The organism is Christiangramia forsetii KT0803, from assembly GCF_000060345.1.
In the GTDB taxonomy this organism is placed as follows: domain Bacteria; phylum Bacteroidota; class Bacteroidia; order Flavobacteriales; family Flavobacteriaceae; genus Christiangramia; species Christiangramia forsetii.
The window spans coordinates 1,044,652-1,066,202 of the sequence record NC_008571.1 but is presented as its reverse complement, the minus strand read 5'-3'; the positions used below and the strand labels follow the sequence as shown (position 1 = coordinate 1,066,202).

Here is a 21,551-nt window from a genome sequence, read left to right as displayed (position 1 = left end):
TATTCAAAATACGATGCGCGAGGCGGCTTTTGTCAGGCAAAATAAAGATAAATGGGTTAAGTATGAAAGCCTCTTGCAAAATTATGGAAATCTTTCTCCTGGGCAGCTTTCAGATATTTACATTGAATTAAGCGATGATCTAAGTTACTCTAAAACTTTTTATCCCAAAAGCAACACTTCTACATATCTCAATGCTTTAGTCGCCGGGTTACACCAAAAGATATATCGTTCTAAAAAAGAATCGGGAAATAGATTCATTACTTTTTTTACCAAAGAATTTCCCTCCCAGTTTCACAAACATCAGAAGCAGCTATTATTGAGCTTTTTGATCTTTGCTGGTTTCTGTATTATTGGCGCTTACAGTTCTGCTACAGATGCCGCTTTCGTTAGATCAATTCTAGGAGATGCTTATATAAATATGACCCTGGAGAACATCGATAATAGTGATCCCATGGCTGTCTATAAAAAGGCTTCTGAAACCGATATGTTCCTTGGGATCACCCTTAATAATATCAGGGTTTCACTAATGGCTTTTTCTCTAGGCATTCTTGCTGGTATTGGCACTGTGTTTCTCTTAATGCAAAATGCGGTAATGCTGGGAAGTTTTCAGTATTTCTTTTATGATAAAGGCCTTTTGTGGGAATCGGCTAGAACGATCTGGATTCACGGAACCATCGAGATTTCTGTGATTATAGTTGCCGGTTGTGCGGGGCTGGTAGTGGGTAAAAGCATACTTTTCCCCGGAACTTATACCCGACTAAAATCTTTTACCATGGGTATAAAAAATGGGTTAAAAATTGTAATAAGCACCATCCCGTTTTTTATCATTGCGGGCTTCCTGGAGGGATTTGTAACCAGGATCACTTCAATGCCAGACTGGTTAGCGATTATTATCATTCTTTCTTCTTTAACATTAATATTGTTTTATTATGTTTACTACCCTTTACACCTATTAAAAAAATCGAAAAATGAACCCCGAATTTATTGAATTTAAAAAGCAGCGTGAGCTTGGAGAAATATTGAGTGTAACCTTCAAATTTCTTCGTGAGAATTATAAAAAGGCCGGAAAGATATTTTTAAAACTGGTTGGTCCCGCATTTATCCTTTTAATAGCAGCCGTAACCTATTACACCTGGTCTACCGTTGGAGTTTCATTTATTTCTGATGGTGGTATATTTCAAACATCTAATATCATCATCTCTGCAGGGCTTATGTTACTGGCTTATTTGTTATATGTAACTTCCATGACCGGAACTGTCTATCACATTATACTTTCCTATATTAAAAATAAAGGGGAAATCATCTCTTCTGAAGTTGCCGCAGGAATGAAAAGTGATTTTGGAAAGATATTGCTTATCACCTTGATATCGTGGATTCTTATTTTCGCCGGCACCATACTTTTTATCATTCCTGGAATTTATGTCGCTATCCCGGTTAGTCTTGCCACTGCTATTTTGGTATTTCGTGGAAATAGCGTGATGGATAGTATCTCAGATTGTTTTCAGCTTATTAAAGATAATTGGTGGACTACCTTCGGAACACTCTTTTGTATTGGCCTTATCGTTTATTTAATAAGTCTCGTATTTCAATTACCGGCGATCTTTTATTTCCTGATCAAGGCATTTGTTTCAGCTAGTGAAGGTTCGGCAGCAACCAATGTTAAAGATATGTTTGGGATAGGATATATCATTATCAATATTTTCACCTCCATAGTTCAGTATTTGGTTTATAGCATTACCCCCATAGGGATCGCTTTTATTTATTTTAATCTGAACGAAAAGCAAAATTATACCGGTACTTACGAAACAATTCAAAACCTGGGAAACAATAAATAGTTTTGAAAAATAGGTTTTTAATCATTCTTTTATCTCTGTTCTTCGGAATCTCCTATCCTCAGGAGACAGATTCCCTGACGGAAGTGAGAGCGGTAAAGTATGATCAAACTTCAGGACTTAAACAGGTTGATCTCAATGAGCAGCAGATTAAAAACTATAGTGCTCAGGATGAATTCAACTATATAGATACGATTGAAAAAGATAACTGGTGGACCCGGTTTAAAAAATGGCTTAACTCCAAATACAATCAGTTCATGAGCTGGCTTTTGGGTGATTATGAAGCCAATGGTATTGTGGCCATTATCATTGCCGTGATTCCTTTTGTATTAATCCTGGTGCTTCTGGGCCTTATTGCCTGGTTATTTTCAAAGTTAAACCCGGGCGGAAAGATTCTCCATAAACCTAAGCAAAGTGAAGTTTACCTTTCTGAAGAAGAAGAACTGGTAAAAAATGAAGATCTTATGGCACTCATGCAGAAAGCTATTGAAAATGGGCATTTTCGGCTTGCGGTACGGTATTATTACTTGAAGGAACTGCGAAAGTTGGATGAACTGGAGCTTATTCATTATGAATATCAAAAAACCAATAAAGATTATTCAAATGAAATAAAAAACGAAAGTATACGAGATCAGTTTTCTAATATCTCTAAGTTGTACGAGTTTATCTGGTATGGAAGTTTTCAGGTTTCCGAAGGAGATTTTAGACTGGCAGAAAAAGGCTTTATTAAAATGGAAGCTGCATTAAAAGGTCTACGCCATGAATAGAACCTACAAGATAGCTTTCGGTTTGTTTCTCCTGCTGGTAATTTCACTTGCATGGCTGGAAAGTTCTGAACCAGAACCAATAAACTGGAATTCGAGTTATACCGCTAAAGATAAAATTCCACTTGGTGCTTATATTTTCTATGAAAGCTGGAAAACCAGTACTAAAGACAGTATTCAAGATATTAAAATTCCTCCTTACGAATACCTCCATAGCTCCCCAGAAAACGGTACTTACTTTTTTCTAAATAATTATGTGAATTTTGATGATAATGAGCTTGATGAGCTTTTAGAATGGGTTTCTAGAGGAAATAAATTGTTTGTATCGGCTTATAGTTTTGGAGAAAATCTATCAGACACCCTCAATATTGAGATTTCCACATATATAGCTACTTCTAAAGATTTAAAGACAAGGCCGTCTTTTAATCTAGTTAATCCAGACCTTCAGTTTGAGCAGGCTTTAGAATTTGATCAGGATCTTCTGGCAACATATTTTAGCGAAATTGACACTTTAAACAATATCGTTTTAGGAACTTCCAGTTTTGGAAAGAAAGAACCGGAAGAAAAAATCAATTTTATAAAAACAGGTTTTGGTGATGGTGAAATATATCTGCATACTGCTCCACAGGCATTCAGTAATTATTTTCTTCTGAAGAATGAAAATTACCGTTATAGTGAGGCTTTACTGTCATATTTATCCAACAGAAACATTCTTTGGGACTCATATTACAAATCTGGCAAAGGTTTTTTCTCCTCTCCGCTTTATATTCTATTGAACAATAGGCCCCTCAAATGGGCTTATTATTTTGTGATTATAGCAGCGATTCTATTTATATTATTTGAAGGAAAAAGGAAACAACGGTCGATTCCCGTAGTAGAACCATTACAGAATAAATCTTTTGAATTTACCCAGACCATGGCTCATTTATATCTGGAACAAAAGAAATATCATGAATTGGGACTAAAGAAGATCACTCTTTTTATGGAATTTATCAGAAACAGGTATAGATTAGATCCTTCAGTAATTAATGATTCCTTTTACCGGGATCTTGCTGCCAAAAGTGAAAATAGTCTGGAAAGAACTAAAAGGCTTTTCGAAATAATCTATAATTTTCAGGAAAACAAAGAAAACAATAAAGACAGATTCTTCGAATTAAGCAAAAGCATAAATACATTTAAAAAGCACGATGGAAAATCAGGAAACAGATAATAACAAAGAGGAATTAAAATTTGAAAACAGAATTCCGCTAGAAGGTCTCGGGGAAGCTGTAGAAAGCTTAAAAACTCAGCTTTCCAAGGTCATTATTGGGCAGGAAAACTTTGTAGAATTGTTGATCGTGGGATTATTATCTAATGGTCATGTGCTTATAGAAGGCGTTCCCGGTGTGGCTAAAACTATTACGGCCAAATTATTCGCCAAATGTTTAAAAACAGATTTTAGTAGAATTCAGTTCACTCCCGATCTTATGCCCAGTGATGTTCTTGGAACGTCTATTTTTAATACCAAGACTTCAGAATTTGAATTTAAGAAGGGTCCTATTTTCTCAAATATCGTACTTATAGATGAAATTAATCGTGCTCCCGCCAAAACCCAGGCTGCCCTCTTTGAGGTTATGGAAGAGAGACAGGTAACCATTGATGGGAAAATGTATAAAATGCAACCTCCTTTCATGGTTCTGGCCACTCAAAATCCCATAGAACAAGAAGGAACTTATGCCCTGCCGGAAGCACAGCTGGATAGATTTCTATTTAAGATTGAAGTAGATTATCCTGAACTTAAAGATGAAGTAAAAATTCTCCAGACACATCATGAGAGAAAAGGAAAGCTCCCGGAAACAGAAGTTCAGGCAGTTCTAGATCCTCAGAAAATTTCAGATTTAAGAGATCAAATCCATGAGATCATAGTGGAAGAAAAGCTGCTAAATTATATTGCAGAACTCGTTAATAAAACCAGGAATCATCCACACCTTTATTTAGGTGCCAGCCCCAGGGCTTCTATTGCTGTCATGAATGCATCGAAAGCTTTTGCAGCAGTTAACGGGCGTGATTTTGTAATTCCGGAAGATATCAAGAATGCCTTAAAACCTGTTTTAGCTCACCGATTAATTCTTTCTCCAGATAGAGAAATGGAGGGAATGACGGCCGGTAGTGTAATAGATATGATCACGCAATCTGTAGAAATTCCCCGATAGTGTTAAAATTCATCAGATCATTATATTTTGGAAAAAGAGTGTTTTATGCCCTATTCGGTATATCCTTACTTTTCCTGATTTCCTTTTGGTTTGAAACTTTATACAGCATTACCTGGATACTAACCTCTATCTTACTGATCCTGGTATTTACAGACCTTGTAAGCCTATTCAGTAGATCTTCTTTGGAAGCAGACAGGGTTTTACCTGAAAAATTTTCAAATTCCGATGAAAATATGGTGAAAATTACAATCCACAACCAACATGGTTTCAAAACCAATGTGGAAGTAATTGATGAGATTCCTGTTCAGTTTCAAAAAAGGGACTTTTTGAAGTCTTTAGAAATACCTGCACATAAAAAAATTAGTTTTGATTATCTGTTGAAGCCTCTAAAACGCGGGGAGTATACTTTCGGAAATCTTAATGTTTATGTTTCTACTTTTCTGAAACTCATCAAGAGAAAGTATGTGTTTAATAAAGATCAGTTGGTAAAGGTCTATCCGTCTTTTATTCAGATGAAGAATCTGGACTTTCTTGCTCTTGATCAGAAAATCAACCTACACGGAATAAAACGTATTCGCAGGATTGGTCATACAATGGAATTTGAACAGATCAAGGAATATGTGCGTGGGGATGATGTGAGGACCATTAACTGGAAAGCTACTGCTAAAAATAATCATTTAATGGTGAATCAATTCCAGGATGAAAGATCTCAACCGGTTTATTCTATTATTGATTCTGGCAGAATGATGAAAATGCCTTTTGAAGGCCTTAGCTTATTAGATTATGCCATTAATAGTTCCCTTGCCTTTTCTAATGTAGCCCTTAAAAAGAAAGATAAGGTGGGAATTCTCTCTTTTTCTAACAAAATAGATACGTTGCAGAAAGCAAGTTCAAAATTGAGTCAGCTAAACCGTATCATGGAGGCGCTTTATAATGTAGATACAGGTTTCTATGATAGTGATTTCAGTCTTTTATATTCAAGAGTTAAAAAGCACCTGACTCACCGAAGCCTTTTGATGCTCTATACTAATTTTGAGCATATGTCTGCTTTACAACGCCAGTTGCCCTACTTAAAAGCCATTGCAAAAAATCATTTATTGGTAGTTATCTTTTTTGAGAATACCGAAATGACTAAACTCACTGAGTTAGATGTTAGCAATGTTAGTGAAAGCGCACATCAAACTATTGCTGAAGAATTTGTGCATGATAAATTACTGATGGCAAAAGAACTTCAAAAACATGGAATCCAGACATTACTTACACCCCCAAAAGATCTAAGTATCAATACTATTAATAAATATCTGGAAATAAAAGCCCGGGGCCTTCTCTAAAGACAGCTCGGTTATAAAATTCTACAGTTCGGTTAAAAGCATTTCTCAAAACTGAGTATTGAATATAAGTTTGTTTCATAATCAAAAAATTAATTCATTATGAAAACAATAGCCGTATTAGTAGCCATGTTATTAGGATCTTTAATGTTCGGGCAGACAGACAATCCTGGAAGTATTACTGTAAGTGTTCCCAATATATCTTCAGATCAGGGAGAGATTCTTTTTGCTCTATATTCTGAAGATACTTTTTTAAAGCGAAAACCAAATTTTGCAGGGAAATCTTTAGTTGAAAATGGACAGGCCTCTGTAAAATTTGAAAATGTTCCGGTTGGAACATATGCGATCATTGTTTTACATGATAAGAATTCCAATGGCAAAATGGATTTTGACACAGCGGGAATACCGGAAGAAAATTATGGTACCAGTGGCAACTCTATGATCTACGGGCCACCAAGTTGGGGCGACTCTAAATTTGATTTTGACGGGTCTGAAAAAAGCATCGAAATTAGATTTTAATTTTAATCAAAAAATGTACAGTTTAAATTTAAAAGGCATATTTCTTATTGAATTGACCCTTTTTCAATTAAGAATACTTTGAATAAAAATCTTTTTTCATTACTTCTAAATTATTTAAACCCTTCTATTTTCGGAAGGGTTTTTGTATAGATAAAACAAAGTTAAATCTTATTTTAAATAAGAAAAACTTATACCTTTGTATAAGTAAAACCCGTTTATATGACTATCACCCAGCTCCATTACGTACTTGCAGTAGCAGAACATCAAAATTTTACCAAAGCAGCTCAGAAAGTTTTTGTGACTCAACCAACCTTGAGTATGCAAATTCAGAAATTAGAAGAAGAGCTGGAAGTCACTATTTTTGATAGAACCAAAAAACCTATTCAGCTTACTGAAGTGGGAGAGAAAATTGTTCAGCAGGCAAGAAATATTGTAAATGAGAGCGATAGGATCCAGGATATTGTAGATCAACAAAAAGGATTTATTGGAGGCGTTTTCAGGCTTGGAGTTATTCCAACGGTAATGCCAACCTTACTTCCCATGTTCATTGGTAGTTTTCTTAAAAAATATCCTAAAGTAAAGCTGAAAATTGAGGAATTACATACCGAAGCTATACTCGAAAAACTTAAAGAAGGTCATCTAGATGCCGCAATTGCCGCTACCCCACTGGAAGTTGAAGGTATAAAGGAGAATGTTCTGTATTATGAACCCTTTGTACCCTATATCCCTAATGATCCCGAAAATAAATATTCAGAAAAAATTGATGTTGAAGATCTGGATATCAATAATATGTTACTCCTCGAAGATGGGCATTGTTTTAAAGATGGTATTATAAACCTATGCAAAGCTTCCCGAAATTATGATGGAGATCAACTTCAATTAGAAAGCGGAAGTTTTGAAACGCTTATAAAGCTTGCAAATGAAGGTATGGGAATGACGCTACTTCCCTATTTGCATACCTTAGATTTGAAAGAATCTGAAAAGAAAAATCTGAAATCGTTCAAAGATCCTGTACCTGCCAGAGAAGTCAGTCTTATTTATAATCGCAGCGAGTTGAAGATGCAGATCATCGAAGCCATTCGTTCTACAATTGCCGGTGTGGTGAAAGGAGCTATAACCTTTCAGAACGTAAAGATCATTAGTCCTTTAAGTAATAAAAAAGAATTTAAAGTCAATAACTAGAAAAGCAGCCTTTTGAGCCGCTTTTCTTTATGTATTTAAATAAATTAAACATTGATTTAATTCGGGATTTTGCTTTGTTAAAGCGATAATCCATAGTCGTAATTCTTCAATCTCGTGAGGAAGTAAGCGTTGGATAGCTTTCTTAACCTCTCTACAGAATAAGTTAGCATCAAAACTCACCTTATCCAGTATAGTCTTGGTGTAATCAAACATCGCTCTCGCCATAATTTGAAATGATTTAAGTTAGGTTGATAAAAAAATGGGTAGAATTATAGTATAGGCTGTGAATTATTTGGTCAGTCTAATATACTAAATTCTATCTTATTTTAACAATTGTTTCATCATTTAACAGACTTAAAACCGATTGTCCCCACTAATCACATCTCCTATACCCCCAAGAATACTACCTTCACCTTTATCTTTTCCTCCACCCTGTGGAGCTGCCTGATGTATTCTACTGGCCAATCGGCTGAATGGTAAAGACTGAATATAAACGGTCCCAGGCCCTGTTAACGTTGCAAAGAACAAACCTTCACCTCCAAACAAGGTATTTCTAATTCCTCCAACAAACTCAATATCATAATCAACTCCTTGAGTAAAGCCTATAATACAGCCGGTATCTACTTTTAATTTCTCGCCGGATTGCAATTCCTTTTTAGCCATGGTTCCCCCTGAATGAACAAAAGCCATCCCGTCACCTTCCACTTTTTGCATAATAAAACCTTCGCCGCCAAAAAAACCACGCCCCAGTTTTTTGCTGAATTCAATACCGATAGAAACTCCTTTTGCTGCACATAAAAAAGCATCTTTCTGGCAAATAAATTTCCCGTTAAACCTTGTTAAATCTATAGGAATCACCTTTCCAGGATAAGGAGAAGCAAAGCTTATCTTTTTCTTTCCCTGAATTTCATTGGAGAAAATGGTCATAAAAAGACTTTCCCCTGTAAGTAAGCGTTTTCCGGCTCCAAGTACTTTTCCTAAAAAACCTTCATTTTGTTTAGAGCCATCTCCAAAAATGGTATCCATTTTAATACCATCGTCCATCATCATAAAATTTCCGGCTTCAGCAATAACAGCTTCCCTGGGATCTAACTCCAGTTCAACATATTGCATTTCCTCTCCGTAAATTTGGTAATCTATTTCGTGTGCATTCATTTTTATTAACTTTAGGCTTAAAGCTCTAAGCAATTTATCATTATATTAATTTGAAGCTTAAGGATTTTAGCTTACTACTTAGATTTCTTCCGCTTCAGTTTTACCGTCCACTCGAATTCAAATACTGAAACTTCTACTCCATCTTCATTCAGTCCAACAGATTTCATCCAGAAAGTTTGCCCCTCCCCTGTTTCAATAGTTTTCTGTAAAGCTTCATTAACTCTTTCCCCGTCATAGCACGAAAACTTGATCTTTCCAGTTGCCTTCTTAGAAAAGCTGGCTTTATTTTGTGCAACCAGCATGGATATTTTAGAATTCGATTCCTGAATTTTATTCATCACAAGCGCTCCCGTACTAAGTTCTGCAGCCATCGCCTGTACCGCGAAATACATAGAATTGAAAGGATTCTGATTGATCCATCTGTGTTTTACACTTACCTGACATTCAGTTTTATCTATATGTTGTACTCTCACACCACATAACCAGGCACTTGGTAATTTCAACATGAGGAAAGAATTCAGTTTTGAGGGAGATAGCTTCATTTAAAAGGATTTTGATTGATTTTTTATAAAAATAGCGAATATGTTCCAGTATTCAAATCCTAATTATTTGTTAAATTTTAGTACTTTGCTTTGCATAATACCTTCTTTTAGATATATATTTGCATAAGAACCTAATAGGTTATATAATAATTAATCAAAAATCATCATGAAAAATTCATCAACACTTCAGGTATTAGCAATTCCAAAAAAGGAAAATGCATTGATAACAAGAACTCAAATATATTTGGCGACCGCTTTTATATATATCTACTTTCTAACCACAATATTCTTTTAAACAGGATTTAAATCACACTAAAATGACCACTGAAAACGTCAATCAAAATAAAACTTTGGCTACCGTACTTCATCTGTCGGTATTCACAAAATATTTCATTCCGCTTGGGAATTTTATTTTTCCAATGTTGTTATGGCTTTCTCGAAAACAAGATCCATTTGTAGATCATCATGGTAGGAATGCACTTAATTTTCAAATAAGTACGTTCCTGTACACAATATTCATCGTTGCCGTTGGAGCCGTAACTTTTGTTTATTTCGGAATGAAGTTTACCATTGGAGAACCGCTGTTTTTTGAACAGGATTCATTTGTAATCGATAATTTCTCTGATGCACTGCCTTTTATCATCACTATTGGCATATTAGGATTATTATTATTAGGCCTATTCGTACTGGAATTATTTGCAGTCATCAATGCAAGTATCAAAGCTAACGAAGGGCAATCATATAATTATCCATTAACCATCAATTTTTTAAGTTCGGAAAAACCGGACGAATCTAATCATCAAAATCAATCAAAAAATGAACAGTTTAATGACACCCAAAAACAAACACTATGAAGATTGAAAACACCAAAGCCCAGATGCGTAAAGGTGTACTGGAATACTGTATTCTCTCTGTGCTACGAGATGAAGATGCCTATGTGGCCGAGATTCTGGAAACACTAAAAGACGCTAAGTTGTTGGTCGTGGAAGGTACAATTTATCCATTACTAACCAGGCTTAAAAACGCCGGACTCCTCAATTATCGTTGGGAAGAGTCTACCAGTGGGCCACCAAGAAAATATTATGGTCTTACTGAAACAGGAAAAATATTTCTTAGGGAACTTACCGTTACCTGGGACGAATTGCAATCTGCAGTTAACATCGTAACCACTCAAAAAAAGAAGAACCATGAATAAGACAGTAAATATAAATCTTGCCGGCACTTTCTTTCACATAGATGAGGACGCATATGCCAGGCTACAGCGCTATCTGGAGGCTATAAGGCATTCTTTTTCAAACACGCAGGGTCGTGATGAGATCATCTCTGATATCGAGGCTCGTATCGCTGAATTATTTAGTGAAAAAAGAAAAGACGACCGTCAGGTAATCAGCATAAAAGAAGTTGAAGAAGTCATTACTATCATGGGGCAACCTGAAGATTATATGGTAGATGAAGAGATCTTCGAAGACGAACCTAAACGAACAAAGTCTACCAGGACCATTGGAAAACAGTTGTTTCGTGATACAGAAAATGGACATGTTGGAGGTGTTTCTTCAGGACTTGGTCACTATCTTGGAATAGAAGCAATTTGGGTAAGACTATTATGGGTTTTACTAACTATTTTCTCAAGTGGAGCATTCGTACTAATCTATATCGCTTTCTGGATATTTGTACCGGAAGCAAAAACCACGGCCGATAAACTGGCAATGCGCGGAGAGGAGGTAACCGTCAGCAATATCGAAAAGAAGATACGTGAGGGTTTTCATGATGTTTCAGAGAGCGTAAAAAATGTAGATTATGGGAAATATGGGAAAAAAGCAAGTGCCGGAGCTACCTCAGCTGCTACAACCCTTGGTGACATCATCAAGTTCTGTCTGAAACTATTCGTAAAATTCGTTGGAATACTGCTATTACTAATTGCAGGAACCACTTTAATCGGTCTATTTGTAGGTCTGTTTGCAGTGGGAACCTTTGGAATCGTAGATGCTCCATGGACAGATTACATAGACATGGTGAATAGCGGAGCTCCAATCTGGGTGATTTCATTACTTACCTTTTTTGCGGTAGGAATTCCATTCTTTTTCCTTTTTGTGCTGGGACTAAAGATTTTGGTGAAAAATCTGAAATCCATAGGTCGGGTTGCTTTATTAACCTTGCTTGGAGTTTGGTTGATCTCAATTATCGGATTAACGGTAATAGGTATAAGTCAGGCCACCAACCGGGCTTTTGATGGAGAAACTGCAACAACAGAGAGATTAAACATTTCCCCTCAGGATACGCTGTTTGTAAGAATGCGAAGCAATCCGGAATATTCAAATAGTATTCATAGAAATTCAGATTTCAGAGTGAAGTATGATGAAAATGATAACCGAATTCTATATGGGCGAGACATAAGATTGATCGTAAAATCCACTAAAGATTCGGTAGGTTCTATCAAAATTGAAAAATCTGCGGAAGGGAAAAACTTTAGAGATGCCAAAGAGAGGGCTCAGAATATCAATTATTCTACCAGTTTGAGAGGAAATGAACTTTTGCTAGATGGATATTTAACTGCAGACTCAAAGTATGGTTACCGTGACCAGGAAGTACAGGTTACATTGTTTCTTCCTGAAGGCACCACTCTTTATGCAGATGACAACACCTATTCATTTCACAGGAATCAGGAATATTATGGAGACATCTTAGAGAATGGACAGGAAGGACACTTTCTGAAAATTATCGATGGTGAAACCATATGTGAAGATTGCCCGTTGGATACCTGGGACGATGAAGATGACACCTGGGATGAAGATGGAGAAGATTGGGATACTTCTGACGATTTTCATGGTAGAATTGATGTTAACGGTGAAGAAATGGACATTAAGATAAATGACGAAGGGATAGAGGTCAATGACCAAAAGGTAAATCGTATAAAAATAGACAGTAACGGTATTGAAATAAACAACTAATCATGAGCACGCTAATCAACCTATTAATAAGCCTTTTCATGAGTCTATTGTTTGGTTCACCCACAGAAGAATCAAAAACTGCTCATTATCAGGAATTAAATAAAAAACCTATAGAGATCTTTCAGAATCTCGAAGCGAGGCAGCATATATTAGACTGTTAATCAATCAAAAAGAAAAAGCCTTCAATCGAAGGCTTTTTTTATATTTGATAAAAATTAAAAAAAACTCTATGATTAAGAAATTACCACTTCTACTGCTTATTATATTTTTCTCCTGTAAAGCCCAGGATAAGATAAAGGGAAGTAGAAACGTTAAAACGGAACAATACAACCTCACTACCTTCCACTCCATTCAGATAAAAGGAGAGTTTGAAGTTGGCATTCTTAAAGGGAATAGGCCAATGGTAGAAATTGAAGCAGATGACAATCTTCATGATCTTATTCAGACTGAGGTTATCGATGGCGTTCTGCACATTAAACCTATTAAGGAATTATCCCGAGCCAAGAAACAGGAATTAACAATCACTTTTTCTGATACCTTAAAAAGTATTGTAATTGCAGGCAAAGTTGAACTAGAATCACTGCAGGATCTTTATTTTGGCGATTTTCAGCTAGAAACCAGAAAGGATGCAAAAGCCTTTATTACGTTTACAGCAAAGAAATTTAACCTTATTCAGAACGATGATGCTGAATCTAAGCTTAATGTAACTGCCGGTGAAGTCCATTATCAGTTAAACCAGAATTCCAAGGTGGAAGCCCTTGTAAATTCACCGATCTTTAATGTAGATATTTATGAAAAAGCATCTGCTAGAATTGATGGAGAAATCCAGGATTTTACGATAAGAGCTGATCAATCTTCAAATTTCGATGGGGAGAATCTAACTTCAGTAAAAGCCAATATACTTGCTCAGGGAAATTCCGAAGTAAAAGTAAATGCCACCGATAGTATTGAAGTTAGAGCAAATGGTAAAAGTGAAATTGAAGTTTTCAATAATCCGAGCATTAAACTTATCGAGTTCAAAGATGAAGCGGTTATTGCTAAAAAGGAATTTAGCAAAGGGCTCTTTAAATAGACCAATTCTTAAATTTTTCAAAAATAAAATTTGATACCCGGCTAATTAGCTAGTTTTACTCCAAATTAAATCAAATATTATGAAGTATTTATTTAAAGGTAGTTTATTGATCTTAGCACTTTCTGTAAGTTTTGTTTCCTGCAGAAATGTAGAAGATGATGAGGATAAAACAGAAGTTGAAAGACTTATGGATGATCCCGACAATAAAGTGGAAGTAAAAGACGGAGGAGATAAGATCAAGATTGAAACCGCCGAAGGCGATGAGATTAAGATCAAGAAAGATGATGGTGAATATAAAAAAAAGGTAGACCGAGCCGACGGTAGTGAATCTAAAGTGAAAATCGATGATGGCGAGGTAAAAGTAAAGACCGATAACTAAAAGCTGTTTTCGTCAAACTGAACTCGTTTCAGCTTATTCAGGAGATCCTGAAATAAAATTTTATTTATGTACTAACCTGGGAATTATAAGGCTAATTATTTAATTATAACTAATCCTAATTCCCGGCCTACCGAAAGTCTATTGTGAAATTTGAAGTGAAAGCACCGTGAAATTTTAGGCTGTTTGAGCTAAACAGATTCTTCTGTAAGATAACTATCTATAGCGAGTTCCTAAAATTTAGGTGCCGAACGATAAATTTAGATAAACTTTCGTAAGCCTAGATTTTTTTGGTTCGTTTTTTCATCAATGGAAAAAATGAACAAGCGTCTTGAACGATAATTCAATTCCCTTCGCTAGATATATTTTTTTGTTACAGGTCTAAGAATGAAGATAATCGAAACTTTTCAAACATAAAAAATCCCGCTGATCAGCGGGATTTTTTACTTTATTTAATAAACCTCAACTTAGACAGTTTCCGGTCTGGTTTGTGGTTTTTGAATATCTTCTTCAGTTTCAATTTCCGCAAGATAACGTTCCGCATCAAGCGCTGCCATGCATCCTGTACCCGCAGCAGTCACCGCCTGACGATAAATCTTATCCTGAACATCTCCAGAAGCAAAAACTCCCGGAATATTGGTTCTGGTAGATTTGGCCTGAGTGATAACATATCCAGTATCATCCATATCTAACCAGCCTTTAAAAATATCGGTATTTGGCTTATGACCAATTGCAACAAAGAACCCGGTGATATCTATTTCTTCCTTGTCCCCTGTCTGGTTATTTACCATTCTAAGTCCTTCTACGACCTGTTCACCAAGGATCTCGTCAACTTCTGTATTATATCTAAGATCGATGTTTTTCGTGTTTTCAACTCTATGCTGCATTGCTTTAGATGCCTTCATGTAATCTTTACGTACAAGCATCGTTACTTTATTACAGATATTAGAAAGATAGGTAGCCTCTTCAGCAGCGGTATCCCCACCACCTACGATTGCAACATCCTGACCTTTATAAAAGAAACCGTCACAAACGGCACAGGCAGAAACTCCACCTCCTCTTAACTTCTGTTCACTAGGTAGTCCAAGATATTTTGCGGTAGCCCCAGTTGAAATAATCACAGATTCAGCTTCTATCCATTTATTATTATCTACACAAGCTTTATGAATTCCACCAACTTCTTTAGAGAAATCGACTTCTGTGATCATCCCTATTCTAACTTCTGTACCAAACCTTTCGGCCTGTTCCTGAAGTTCCATCATCATCTTAGGCCCGTCAATTCCTTGTGGATATCCAGGAAAATTATCTACTTCTGTAGTGGTAGTCAACTGTCCTCCCGGTTCCATCCCGGTATACATTAACGGTTTCATATCTGCTCTGGCCGCATAAATGGCTGCAGTATAACCTGCAGGACCAGACCCGATTATTAAGCATTTTACTCTTTCTATAGTATCACTCATTGTACTTATTTTTCGTTGTATAAAAGTAGGCAGTTTGATGCAAACCTTACACTTATTGTTATTAAGATCTTCTATTTGTTGATAAACCTAAAAAATTAAGACAGAAAAATTCTCCACCTTCAACAAATTTAAAAGATAAAATTACCTTTGCCAAGTATGGAATTGAGTTTGTTCAATATACTGGATGTTCTGGGAACCATTGCCTTCGCTATTTCCGGAGCCTTATCGGCGATGAACCGAAGATTGGATCTCTTCGGAATCTTTATTATCGCTTTTGTTACGGCGATTGGTGGCGGAACTGTTCGAGATATTTTAATCGGTGAGACCCCGGTTACCTGGATGGAAAATACCGTATACGTATACCTGATTGGTGTCGTTACAATTCTGGCGATCATCTTTAGAAATAAAATCAATTATCTTAAAAAATCTCTTTTTCTCTTTGATACCATCGGGCTGGGTGTATTTACGATTACCGGGGTGGAAACTGGAATTCAAAACGATCTCGATCCTATTATTTCTGTAGCTCTCGGAGCTATGACAGGAACATTTGGCGGAGTAATTAGGGATATTCTTTGTAATGAAATCCCGGTAATTTTCAGAAAAGAGATCTATGCGACAGCCTGTTTGATCGGAGCTCTGGCTTATGTCACACTGTATGACCTGGGAATGGATTCAGACGTCATTTATATTGTCACCTCTTTGACAGTAATTAGCATTAGGATTGTCGTAGTGAAATATCATATAACCTTACCTTCCTTTTATCCTACTTCCCCCAACAGTTCAAGAATCAGATAAACACACTATTTAACTGATTATCAATAGTTTCCGTATCTTTATGTAAATTATATTGAATGGGGCGACAAAAGAAAATTATAATCGTGGAAAATGATATTCCCATGGCGGCAAAATTATCTTTGCAGCTTAATAATCTGGGCTATCATATTACCGGTATCTTTTCCCGGGCAAAAGATGCTTTGAATTTTATAGAGCAGGAAGCTCCAGATGTAATTTTACTTGAAGATCAATTAAAAGGTCAATTAAATGGATTTGAATCTAATTCGAAGAAAATTGCGCTTTCTTCCCCTGTACTCTATTTTGACAAAAATAAGACCGAAAGCCTGCAGAGTTTTCTTTCTGCTAAACTAAAAAATCAGAAGGAACTTTTGAAAAAGGAAATTTCTCAATCACTGGGACATTTTCGGAAAAAAGCAGCAAAATCGACCTTAAAGGATCGAATTTTCGTGAGGAATCATGACAAAATGATCAAGATCTCGCTGAATGATATTCATTATATTGAAGCCGATCGTAATTATTGCAAGGTTTATTCCAGGAATAAAAAATATCTTCTGGTATGTACCTTAAAAGAAGTAAATGATAAGCTTACCAACAAGTATTTTTTAAGAATACATCGCTCATATATCGTAAACATCTCTCATATAGATGAAATTGGGAGTAATCACGTGGTTATATCTTCCCACGCACTCCCTCTTAGTAAAAATATGCGAGCAGAGCTTTTTCAGCATTTACAGGTGATCTGATTATTTTTAAATACAACTATTGCTTCGGTAAATAATTATGTCGCTTGGGACAGAATTACGGGTGCTACGTCCTTATTTACGCTCACGTTCCGGCTATACTTTCTAAATTCAGGCATAATTAACCAAAAAACCAAACCAATGAAATCAATATTATCATTTTTGACGCTCTGTTTGTTTATGTGCTTCAGTATGTCTGCCCAGAGTGATCGATACCAAATGTATGTAGTGCACGAAGACCATATCAAGAACAATATGATGAATAAGCATATTGAAGCAGATAAAGCTATACTGAAAGCGGCCAAAGAACACAATATGAAAGGAATGGACTGGCTAACATTCCAAACCGAAGATAACCGGGTAATGTACCTTACTCCCATCAAGAATTTTGCTGAACTGGATAAAAACCCATTTCAGGATCTTAAAGAAAAAATGGGTGACGCATCTTTTGAAAAATTATTTGAACCATTTGCAGAAACCTATACGGAGCATGGAGATTATATTTTAAGATTGGATAACGAACTTTCCTATATGCCCGATGGAATCTCCCAGACACCCGAAGGCGGAAACTATAGAGAGCTTACCTTCTACCATATTCCTCCGGGAAAAGATAAGGAAGCTGAAGACCTGGCAAAATCTGTAAAAAAACTTTATAAGGAAAAAGCTTCGAAGGTTCATTATCGTGTGTATAAAAGCGGTTTTGGTACAATGGGAAACTATTATATGGTGGCAGTTTCCGGGAAAGATGCTGCTTCCATAGAAACCCAACGCAATGAAAATATGCAGTTACTTGGTGAAGAGGGACAAAGCTTATTTCAGAAAATCGAAAAACTTACTGCTAAGCAGGAAGTTGTAAAAGGTAATATAAAACCTGACTTATCGTATTCAACGAGCAATTAAAAAGCCTATTGAGAATCTAAAAGAACTTACCTGCAATGCATAATGGAATTATTCATTATAACTAAATTTCAAATTATGCAATTCATTAAAAAAACAACCAGTATTCTATTTTTTTTATTCCTGAGCCTGAGCATGTTTGCCCAGGAAGGAAAAAACCAGGCATTTTGGATTCATGAAGACCAGGTGAAGCCTTCTATGATGACAGATTATGAAAAAGCTTCCAAAGATCTCGTGAAAGCCTGTAAAGATAATAAGGTAAAAGACATGCAATGGTCTGTTGCCTCGATGGATGATGGCACATATCTATCCATCACTCCCATAGAAAACCTTGCAGATATTCAGAATATGAATTTCGATGACCTTAGGGAAAAAGTGGGTGACGACTCCTTCACTAAAATGTTTGAAAATTTTAATAAATGCTATGATAAGCATGGCGATTATGTGAGCATTTTAGTTCCCTCCCTTTCTTATATGCCAGATGGACTTACTACCAATACCCCGGGTCAGGACTACAGGGTGTGGCACAGAATGGATGTAAGTCCTGCCAATATGCAAAAGGTGCAGTCTAAAATGAAAGAACTAAAGGATCTGTTTGCATCTAAAAATTCAAAAATGCATTATCGTATTTACCGCAGCGGATTTGGCAATGTAGGGGATTCTTTTGTAGCAGTAATCTCTGCAAAAGACGCCATGGATTATGATAGCACAAGCGCAGAAAATCAAAAAGTACTTGGAGAAGATGGTAAAAAATTATTTGATGAAATGTTTCAGCATATAAATGCCTATTCTATAAAACGTGGAAGTATGAGACCAGACCTTGCGTACCAATCCCCACAGGAAAGTACTAAAATCGCTAAAGATTAATCAGCATGAAAAAGTTAATCATAATTGCACTTGCTACAATGCTTGTAGCTTCCTGCAACAACGGAAATAAAGAGGAAGAAGTAAGGTATAGTCAGGATTCTGAAGAAATAAACACTTTTAAGGCTGCAATTCAGGATTATGAAAAAGCCGACTGGGAAGCCATGAAAAAGCATTATGCAGATACTGCCCAGGTATTCCACAATACTAACGATGGGAAAAGTATAGCAGATATCATTAAAGGACACAAAGAAGACGGAGCAAATTTATCCAGTTATAGCTTTATTGATGAAGAAAATGAGTATGAAATGGTGCTAACAGATGATGGAAATACCTGGGTTAATTTCTGGGGAGACTGGAAAGCAACTCTTTCCGGTAGTGGTAAAGAAGTTATAATTCCCGTTCATCTAACCGCACAATTTGAAAATGGAAAGATAGCAAGAGAACATGGTTATTGGGATAACTCAATTATGATAATGGCTATGCAGGAGACAGATTCGCTCGCAAACAGTAACGATCCCGCCAATAGTCAGGATAATTAAGAATTCTAGTATGGAAAATGTTGGAATAACAGGTGGCGCAGGTTTTATAGGAAGTCATATCACAAAGAAATTTCTTGATGCCGGCTATAAAGTAAAAGTTTCGGTAACGAATATCTCTAAGAGTGACAGGTATGAACATCTTTTTAAACTAGGGAATGAAGATAATCTTTCCATCCAGGCACTGGATGTTCAGAATATAGAAGATCTAAAGGATTTTTCTGGTGATTGCGATATTCTGGTACATTGCGGCACCCCATTTAAATTAGGCGTTGAAGATCCTGAAAAGGATCTTTATCTGCCTACAATTAAAGGAACGGAGAATTTTCTGCAAGTCTTGAAAGAGCAGAAAAATATAGATAAAGTGATCTTTGTAGCTTCAGTGGCTTCTTATAATACGTCTTTCCCCTACCCGGTCGCCACAAAAAGCGAAGACCATGTTTACACGGAATTGGACCAGCCTTATTTGGACGAAGCGCATATCCCTTATGCGCAGGCCAAATATTATGCAGATCAGGCCGTTAGAAAATTTATCAATCTCAATCCCGATATTAATTTTGAAATTATTAGTGTCTCGCCGGTAGCCGTCATTGGAAATGCTCTATCTAACAGAGAAGATTCCACTTCCGTAGGGTTGCAACATCTATTTAAATCTGGTGAAGCTACAGATCCTTTTACAAAAACTCTTTTTGAGGAAGATGTAGAGTTTGCCATGGTAGATGTGGAAGATGTTGCCAACGGAATCTTTAAGCTAGCTCAAAGTCATGGAAACCATGGTAAGAATTACTTGCTTACCAGTGAAAGCTGGAAGGTATCTGATATTTCCAGAATGCTAAATGGAAAAGCACCTGAAGGAAATCCCAGGACGGTCTATAGCAATGAACTCGCAAAAAAGGATCTTAGAATGCAATTTAAGCCTGTTAGTGAACCCCTGAAAAGATTTAGCCAGGCTTTGGAGAACGGAAAAGAAATTTAGCGCCGTTCAAAGAAATATTAATCCTCGCTTTTTTAAACTGGAAGCGTATTTAAAAATTAAAATTATGAAATACATAAAAACATATCTCATTGCCTCCATATTATTCACTATTCCATTTTTAAATTTACATGCACAGGATGCAGCCAAAATAGATCCTGAGCATTATAAAGTAGAATTTGAAAATGAACAGCTTAGGATTTTACGCATAAATTACGGGCCAGGGGAAGAATCTGTAATGCATGCTCATCCAGAGGGCGTGGTAGTTTTTCTCTCAGATTCTAAGGGAGAAATGAAAATGGAAGATGGTAAAACTTTTACTATGGATGAAAAAGCCGGAAAAGTAATGTGGACGCCGCCAACTAAACACGATCCAAGCAATGTAAGTGATAAGGAATTTGAGATTATTCAGATTGAACTAAAGAACAATGGAAAATCATCGGGTAAAAAAAGTCTGCACTTATTTGAACTTCCGGAAGGTGTAGGCGAAAAGCAACTGAATGATTATTTAAAAGAAATGAATAAAGCCATTAGCGATGAAGGTTATCCGGAAGCGGGATATCATCTATATAAAATTACAGATGAAAACAAGGAGTATAAATACTTTATGGAAGGAATATGGCCAGACTCAGCTACCTACGATAAAATCCATAATTCTGAAAAATGGAAAGCTGCTGCGGAAAAAGGTAAAGCCATGTTTGAAAAAATCCAGGCTCAGGAATTATATCTAAAAGCTGAGAAAGTAAAATAAGTTTTATGCTTATCCGCAAAAATCGCTAATAGCGAAATCTTATATGTTAATGTCACATCGAGCGCAGTGGAGATGTCTTCTTTTCCATCATTCGACTACGTTCACAAGGACAGAATTCAACTTTAAGAATAAAAGCGGAAGAACATCTAAATTCTAATTTAGAAAGAACGCTTAAGTATTTACTACCTAAGCGTTTTATTGTTTTCTAGTGCGGTAGCTTATTCCGTAAAAGTCCATAAACGAAAGTTCCAAAAATAGCTGCAAGAAAAACAACAATCACCGGAATATATCCTGCTCCAATCAGGGTATAAATAGGTCCCGGACAGGCACCCGCAAGAGCCCAGCCCAAACCGAAAAGTATACCTCCAAACATATACCTGCTAAAGCTTTTATCTTTTGGCGAAAATTGAATTTCCTCTCCATTAAAGTCTTTTAATTTCTTTCTTTTAATCAATCGAATTCCAAGAATGCCTATTACCAATGCAGAACCGATGATCCCGTACATATGGAAAGACTGGAACTGAAACATTTCATAGATTCTGAACCATGAAGCTGCTTCAGACTTGAACATTACGATTCCAAAAAATATACCTATAACTAAATATCCTATTACTCTCATTTT

Annotated in this window: 25 protein-coding genes; 20 read left to right on the top strand and 5 right to left on the bottom strand. The window is 36.2% G+C overall.

Translation table 11 applies throughout. From position 1 onward, the window contains the following. Positions 1-13 precede the first annotated feature (13 nt). The 8 genes from GFO_RS04700 (at position 14) to GFO_RS04665 (ending at position 7,817) form a co-directional block, all read left to right on the top strand. A complete protein-coding gene (locus GFO_RS04700; RefSeq protein WP_041250010.1) occupies positions 14-988 on the top strand; it encodes a stage II sporulation protein M in 975 nt (324 codons plus the stop codon). Beyond that, complete coding sequence (locus tag GFO_RS04695; RefSeq protein WP_011708896.1) at positions 969-1,835, top strand: YciC family protein; 867 nt, start codon at positions 969-971, stop codon at positions 1,833-1,835. The genes GFO_RS04700 and GFO_RS04695 overlap by 20 nt, the downstream gene beginning before the upstream one ends. A 2-nt stretch (positions 1,836-1,837) precedes the next feature. Continuing rightward, the gene (locus GFO_RS04690; protein ID WP_011708895.1) at positions 1,838-2,599 is read left to right on the top strand and encodes a hypothetical protein; all 762 of its coding nucleotides are present in this window, start codon (positions 1,838-1,840) and stop codon (positions 2,597-2,599) included. Then, positions 2,592-3,806, top strand: a complete 1,215-nt coding sequence (locus GFO_RS04685; RefSeq protein ID WP_011708894.1) for a DUF4350 domain-containing protein — start codon at positions 2,592-2,594, stop codon at positions 3,804-3,806. The genes GFO_RS04690 and GFO_RS04685 overlap by 8 nt, the downstream gene beginning before the upstream one ends. Beyond that, positions 3,784-4,788: an AAA family ATPase gene (locus tag GFO_RS04680; protein ID WP_011708893.1), complete on the top strand. Its 1,005-nt coding sequence runs from the start codon at positions 3,784-3,786 to the stop codon at positions 4,786-4,788. The genes GFO_RS04685 and GFO_RS04680 overlap by 23 nt, the downstream gene beginning before the upstream one ends. Continuing rightward, the gene (locus tag GFO_RS04675; protein ID WP_011708892.1) at positions 4,788-6,119 is read left to right on the top strand and encodes a DUF58 domain-containing protein; all 1,332 of its coding nucleotides are present in this window, start codon (positions 4,788-4,790) and stop codon (positions 6,117-6,119) included. Before GFO_RS04680 ends, GFO_RS04675 begins: the two co-directional genes overlap by 1 nt. Before the next feature lie 99 nt (positions 6,120-6,218). Then, a complete protein-coding gene (locus GFO_RS04670; RefSeq protein WP_011708891.1) occupies positions 6,219-6,635 on the top strand; it encodes a DUF2141 domain-containing protein in 417 nt (138 codons plus the stop codon). A 219-nt stretch (positions 6,636-6,854) separates the two neighbouring features. Next, a complete protein-coding gene (locus tag GFO_RS04665) occupies positions 6,855-7,817 on the top strand; it encodes a LysR substrate-binding domain-containing protein (protein WP_011708890.1) in 963 nt (320 codons plus the stop codon). A gap of 27 nt (positions 7,818-7,844) precedes the next feature. Here the strand turns inward: GFO_RS04665 and GFO_RS04660 are convergent, their stop codons facing one another. From GFO_RS04660 to GFO_RS04650, 3 genes are all read right to left on the bottom strand, one after another. Then, positions 7,845-8,042 carry a hypothetical protein gene (locus tag GFO_RS04660; RefSeq protein ID WP_011708889.1) on the bottom strand — a complete coding sequence of 66 codons (198 nt, stop codon included), beginning with the start codon at positions 8,040-8,042 and terminating at the stop codon, positions 7,845-7,847. A 129-nt stretch (positions 8,043-8,171) separates the two neighbouring features. Then, on the bottom strand, positions 8,172-8,972 hold the full coding sequence (locus GFO_RS04655; protein ID WP_041250009.1) for a TIGR00266 family protein: 801 nt from the start codon (positions 8,970-8,972) through the stop codon (positions 8,172-8,174). Between the two features lie 74 nt (positions 8,973-9,046). After that, entirely contained in the window at positions 9,047-9,514 is a 468-nt protein-coding gene (locus GFO_RS04650) for a DUF4442 domain-containing protein (protein WP_011708887.1), read from the bottom strand. A gap of 317 nt (positions 9,515-9,831) precedes the next feature. Between GFO_RS04650 and GFO_RS04645 the strand changes: the two genes are divergently transcribed. The 5 genes from GFO_RS04645 to GFO_RS04625 all read left to right on the top strand — a co-directional run bounded on the left by GFO_RS04645 (position 9,832) and on the right by GFO_RS04625 (position 13,913). Continuing rightward, a complete protein-coding gene (locus GFO_RS04645) occupies positions 9,832-10,368 on the top strand; it encodes a DUF4870 domain-containing protein (RefSeq protein WP_011708886.1) in 537 nt (178 codons plus the stop codon). After that, entirely contained in the window at positions 10,365-10,709 is a 345-nt protein-coding gene (locus GFO_RS04640) for a PadR family transcriptional regulator (protein WP_011708885.1), read from the top strand. Before GFO_RS04645 ends, GFO_RS04640 begins: the two co-directional genes overlap by 4 nt. Then, on the top strand, positions 10,702-12,462 hold the full coding sequence (locus GFO_RS04635; protein ID WP_011708884.1) for a PspC domain-containing protein: 1,761 nt from the start codon (positions 10,702-10,704) through the stop codon (positions 12,460-12,462). The genes GFO_RS04640 and GFO_RS04635 overlap by 8 nt, the downstream gene beginning before the upstream one ends. A gap of 229 nt (positions 12,463-12,691) precedes the next feature. Further along, positions 12,692-13,534, top strand: a complete 843-nt coding sequence (locus GFO_RS04630) for a GIN domain-containing protein (RefSeq protein ID WP_011708882.1) — start codon at positions 12,692-12,694, stop codon at positions 13,532-13,534. 79 nt (positions 13,535-13,613) lie between these two features. Next, the gene (locus GFO_RS04625; RefSeq protein ID WP_011708881.1) at positions 13,614-13,913 is read left to right on the top strand and encodes a hypothetical protein; all 300 of its coding nucleotides are present in this window, start codon (positions 13,614-13,616) and stop codon (positions 13,911-13,913) included. Between the two features lie 464 nt (positions 13,914-14,377). Here the strand turns inward: GFO_RS04625 and trxB are convergent, their stop codons facing one another. Next, positions 14,378-15,370 (bottom strand): thioredoxin-disulfide reductase, encoded by a 993-nt coding sequence (gene trxB, locus GFO_RS04620; protein WP_011708880.1) that lies wholly within the window; start codon positions 15,368-15,370, stop codon positions 14,378-14,380. A gap of 156 nt (positions 15,371-15,526) precedes the next feature. Here trxB and GFO_RS04615 point away from each other — a divergent pair, with 156 nt between their 5' ends. The 7 genes from GFO_RS04615 (at position 15,527) to GFO_RS17225 (ending at position 20,929) form a co-directional block, all read left to right on the top strand. Next, the gene (locus GFO_RS04615; protein WP_041250008.1) at positions 15,527-16,165 is read left to right on the top strand and encodes a trimeric intracellular cation channel family protein; all 639 of its coding nucleotides are present in this window, start codon (positions 15,527-15,529) and stop codon (positions 16,163-16,165) included. 56 nt (positions 16,166-16,221) lie between these two features. Beyond that, entirely contained in the window at positions 16,222-16,908 is a 687-nt protein-coding gene (locus GFO_RS04610; RefSeq protein ID WP_011708878.1) for a LytR/AlgR family response regulator transcription factor, read from the top strand. 138 nt (positions 16,909-17,046) lie between these two features. Then, entirely contained in the window at positions 17,047-17,805 is a 759-nt protein-coding gene (locus GFO_RS04605; protein WP_011708877.1) for a hypothetical protein, read from the top strand. Between the two features lie 75 nt (positions 17,806-17,880). Next, positions 17,881-18,669: a hypothetical protein gene (locus GFO_RS04600; protein WP_148264594.1), complete on the top strand. Its 789-nt coding sequence runs from the start codon at positions 17,881-17,883 to the stop codon at positions 18,667-18,669. Positions 18,670-18,674: 5 nt separating this feature from the next. Beyond that, on the top strand, positions 18,675-19,208 hold the full coding sequence (locus GFO_RS04595) for a nuclear transport factor 2 family protein (RefSeq protein WP_011708875.1): 534 nt from the start codon (positions 18,675-18,677) through the stop codon (positions 19,206-19,208). A gap of 10 nt (positions 19,209-19,218) precedes the next feature. After that, on the top strand, positions 19,219-20,181 hold the full coding sequence (locus GFO_RS04590; RefSeq protein WP_011708874.1) for an NAD-dependent epimerase/dehydratase family protein: 963 nt from the start codon (positions 19,219-19,221) through the stop codon (positions 20,179-20,181). 64 nt (positions 20,182-20,245) lie between these two features. Then, positions 20,246-20,929, top strand: a complete 684-nt coding sequence (locus tag GFO_RS17225; protein ID WP_011708873.1) for a cupin domain-containing protein — start codon at positions 20,246-20,248, stop codon at positions 20,927-20,929. A gap of 205 nt (positions 20,930-21,134) precedes the next feature. On the opposite strand, the gene GFO_RS04580 is transcribed toward GFO_RS17225, so the two are convergent. Continuing rightward, positions 21,135-21,548 (bottom strand): YeeE/YedE family protein, encoded by a 414-nt coding sequence (locus GFO_RS04580; protein ID WP_011708872.1) that lies wholly within the window; start codon positions 21,546-21,548, stop codon positions 21,135-21,137. Positions 21,549-21,551: the final 3 nt, after the last annotated feature.

Coding starts and splice junctions, on each gene's coding strand:
- GFO_RS04645 (WP_011708886.1), top strand. CDS start 9,832: ATGACCACTGAAAACGTCAATCAAAATAAAACTTTGGCTACCGTACTT.
- GFO_RS04615 (WP_041250008.1), top strand. CDS start 15,527: ATGGAATTGAGTTTGTTCAATATACTGGATGTTCTGGGAACCATTGCC.
- GFO_RS04635 (WP_011708884.1), top strand. CDS start 10,702: ATGAATAAGACAGTAAATATAAATCTTGCCGGCACTTTCTTTCACATA.
- GFO_RS04605 (WP_011708877.1), top strand. CDS start 17,047: ATGAAATCAATATTATCATTTTTGACGCTCTGTTTGTTTATGTGCTTC.
- GFO_RS04610 (WP_011708878.1), top strand. CDS start 16,222: ATGGGGCGACAAAAGAAAATTATAATCGTGGAAAATGATATTCCCATG.
- GFO_RS04655 (WP_041250009.1), bottom strand. CDS start 8,972: ATGAATGCACACGAAATAGATTACCAAATTTACGGAGAGGAAATGCAA.
- GFO_RS04580 (WP_011708872.1), bottom strand. CDS start 21,548: ATGAGAGTAATAGGATATTTAGTTATAGGTATATTTTTTGGAATCGTA.
- GFO_RS04660 (WP_011708889.1), bottom strand. CDS start 8,042: ATGGCGAGAGCGATGTTTGATTACACCAAGACTATACTGGATAAGGTG.
- GFO_RS04670 (WP_011708891.1), top strand. CDS start 6,219: ATGAAAACAATAGCCGTATTAGTAGCCATGTTATTAGGATCTTTAATG.
- GFO_RS04700 (WP_041250010.1), top strand. CDS start 14: ATGCGCGAGGCGGCTTTTGTCAGGCAAAATAAAGATAAATGGGTTAAG.
- GFO_RS04590 (WP_011708874.1), top strand. CDS start 19,219: ATGGAAAATGTTGGAATAACAGGTGGCGCAGGTTTTATAGGAAGTCAT.
- GFO_RS04650 (WP_011708887.1), bottom strand. CDS start 9,514: ATGAAGCTATCTCCCTCAAAACTGAATTCTTTCCTCATGTTGAAATTA.
- GFO_RS04630 (WP_011708882.1), top strand. CDS start 12,692: ATGATTAAGAAATTACCACTTCTACTGCTTATTATATTTTTCTCCTGT.
- GFO_RS04695 (WP_011708896.1), top strand. CDS start 969: ATGAACCCCGAATTTATTGAATTTAAAAAGCAGCGTGAGCTTGGAGAA.
- trxB (WP_011708880.1), bottom strand. CDS start 15,370: ATGAGTGATACTATAGAAAGAGTAAAATGCTTAATAATCGGGTCTGGT.
- GFO_RS04595 (WP_011708875.1), top strand. CDS start 18,675: ATGAAAAAGTTAATCATAATTGCACTTGCTACAATGCTTGTAGCTTCC.
- GFO_RS04680 (WP_011708893.1), top strand. CDS start 3,784: ATGGAAAATCAGGAAACAGATAATAACAAAGAGGAATTAAAATTTGAA.
- GFO_RS04640 (WP_011708885.1), top strand. CDS start 10,365: ATGAAGATTGAAAACACCAAAGCCCAGATGCGTAAAGGTGTACTGGAA.
- GFO_RS17225 (WP_011708873.1), top strand. CDS start 20,246: ATGAAATACATAAAAACATATCTCATTGCCTCCATATTATTCACTATT.
- GFO_RS04600 (WP_148264594.1), top strand. CDS start 17,881: ATGCAATTCATTAAAAAAACAACCAGTATTCTATTTTTTTTATTCCTG.
- GFO_RS04685 (WP_011708894.1), top strand. CDS start 2,592: ATGAATAGAACCTACAAGATAGCTTTCGGTTTGTTTCTCCTGCTGGTA.
- GFO_RS04625 (WP_011708881.1), top strand. CDS start 13,614: ATGAAGTATTTATTTAAAGGTAGTTTATTGATCTTAGCACTTTCTGTA.
- GFO_RS04665 (WP_011708890.1), top strand. CDS start 6,855: ATGACTATCACCCAGCTCCATTACGTACTTGCAGTAGCAGAACATCAA.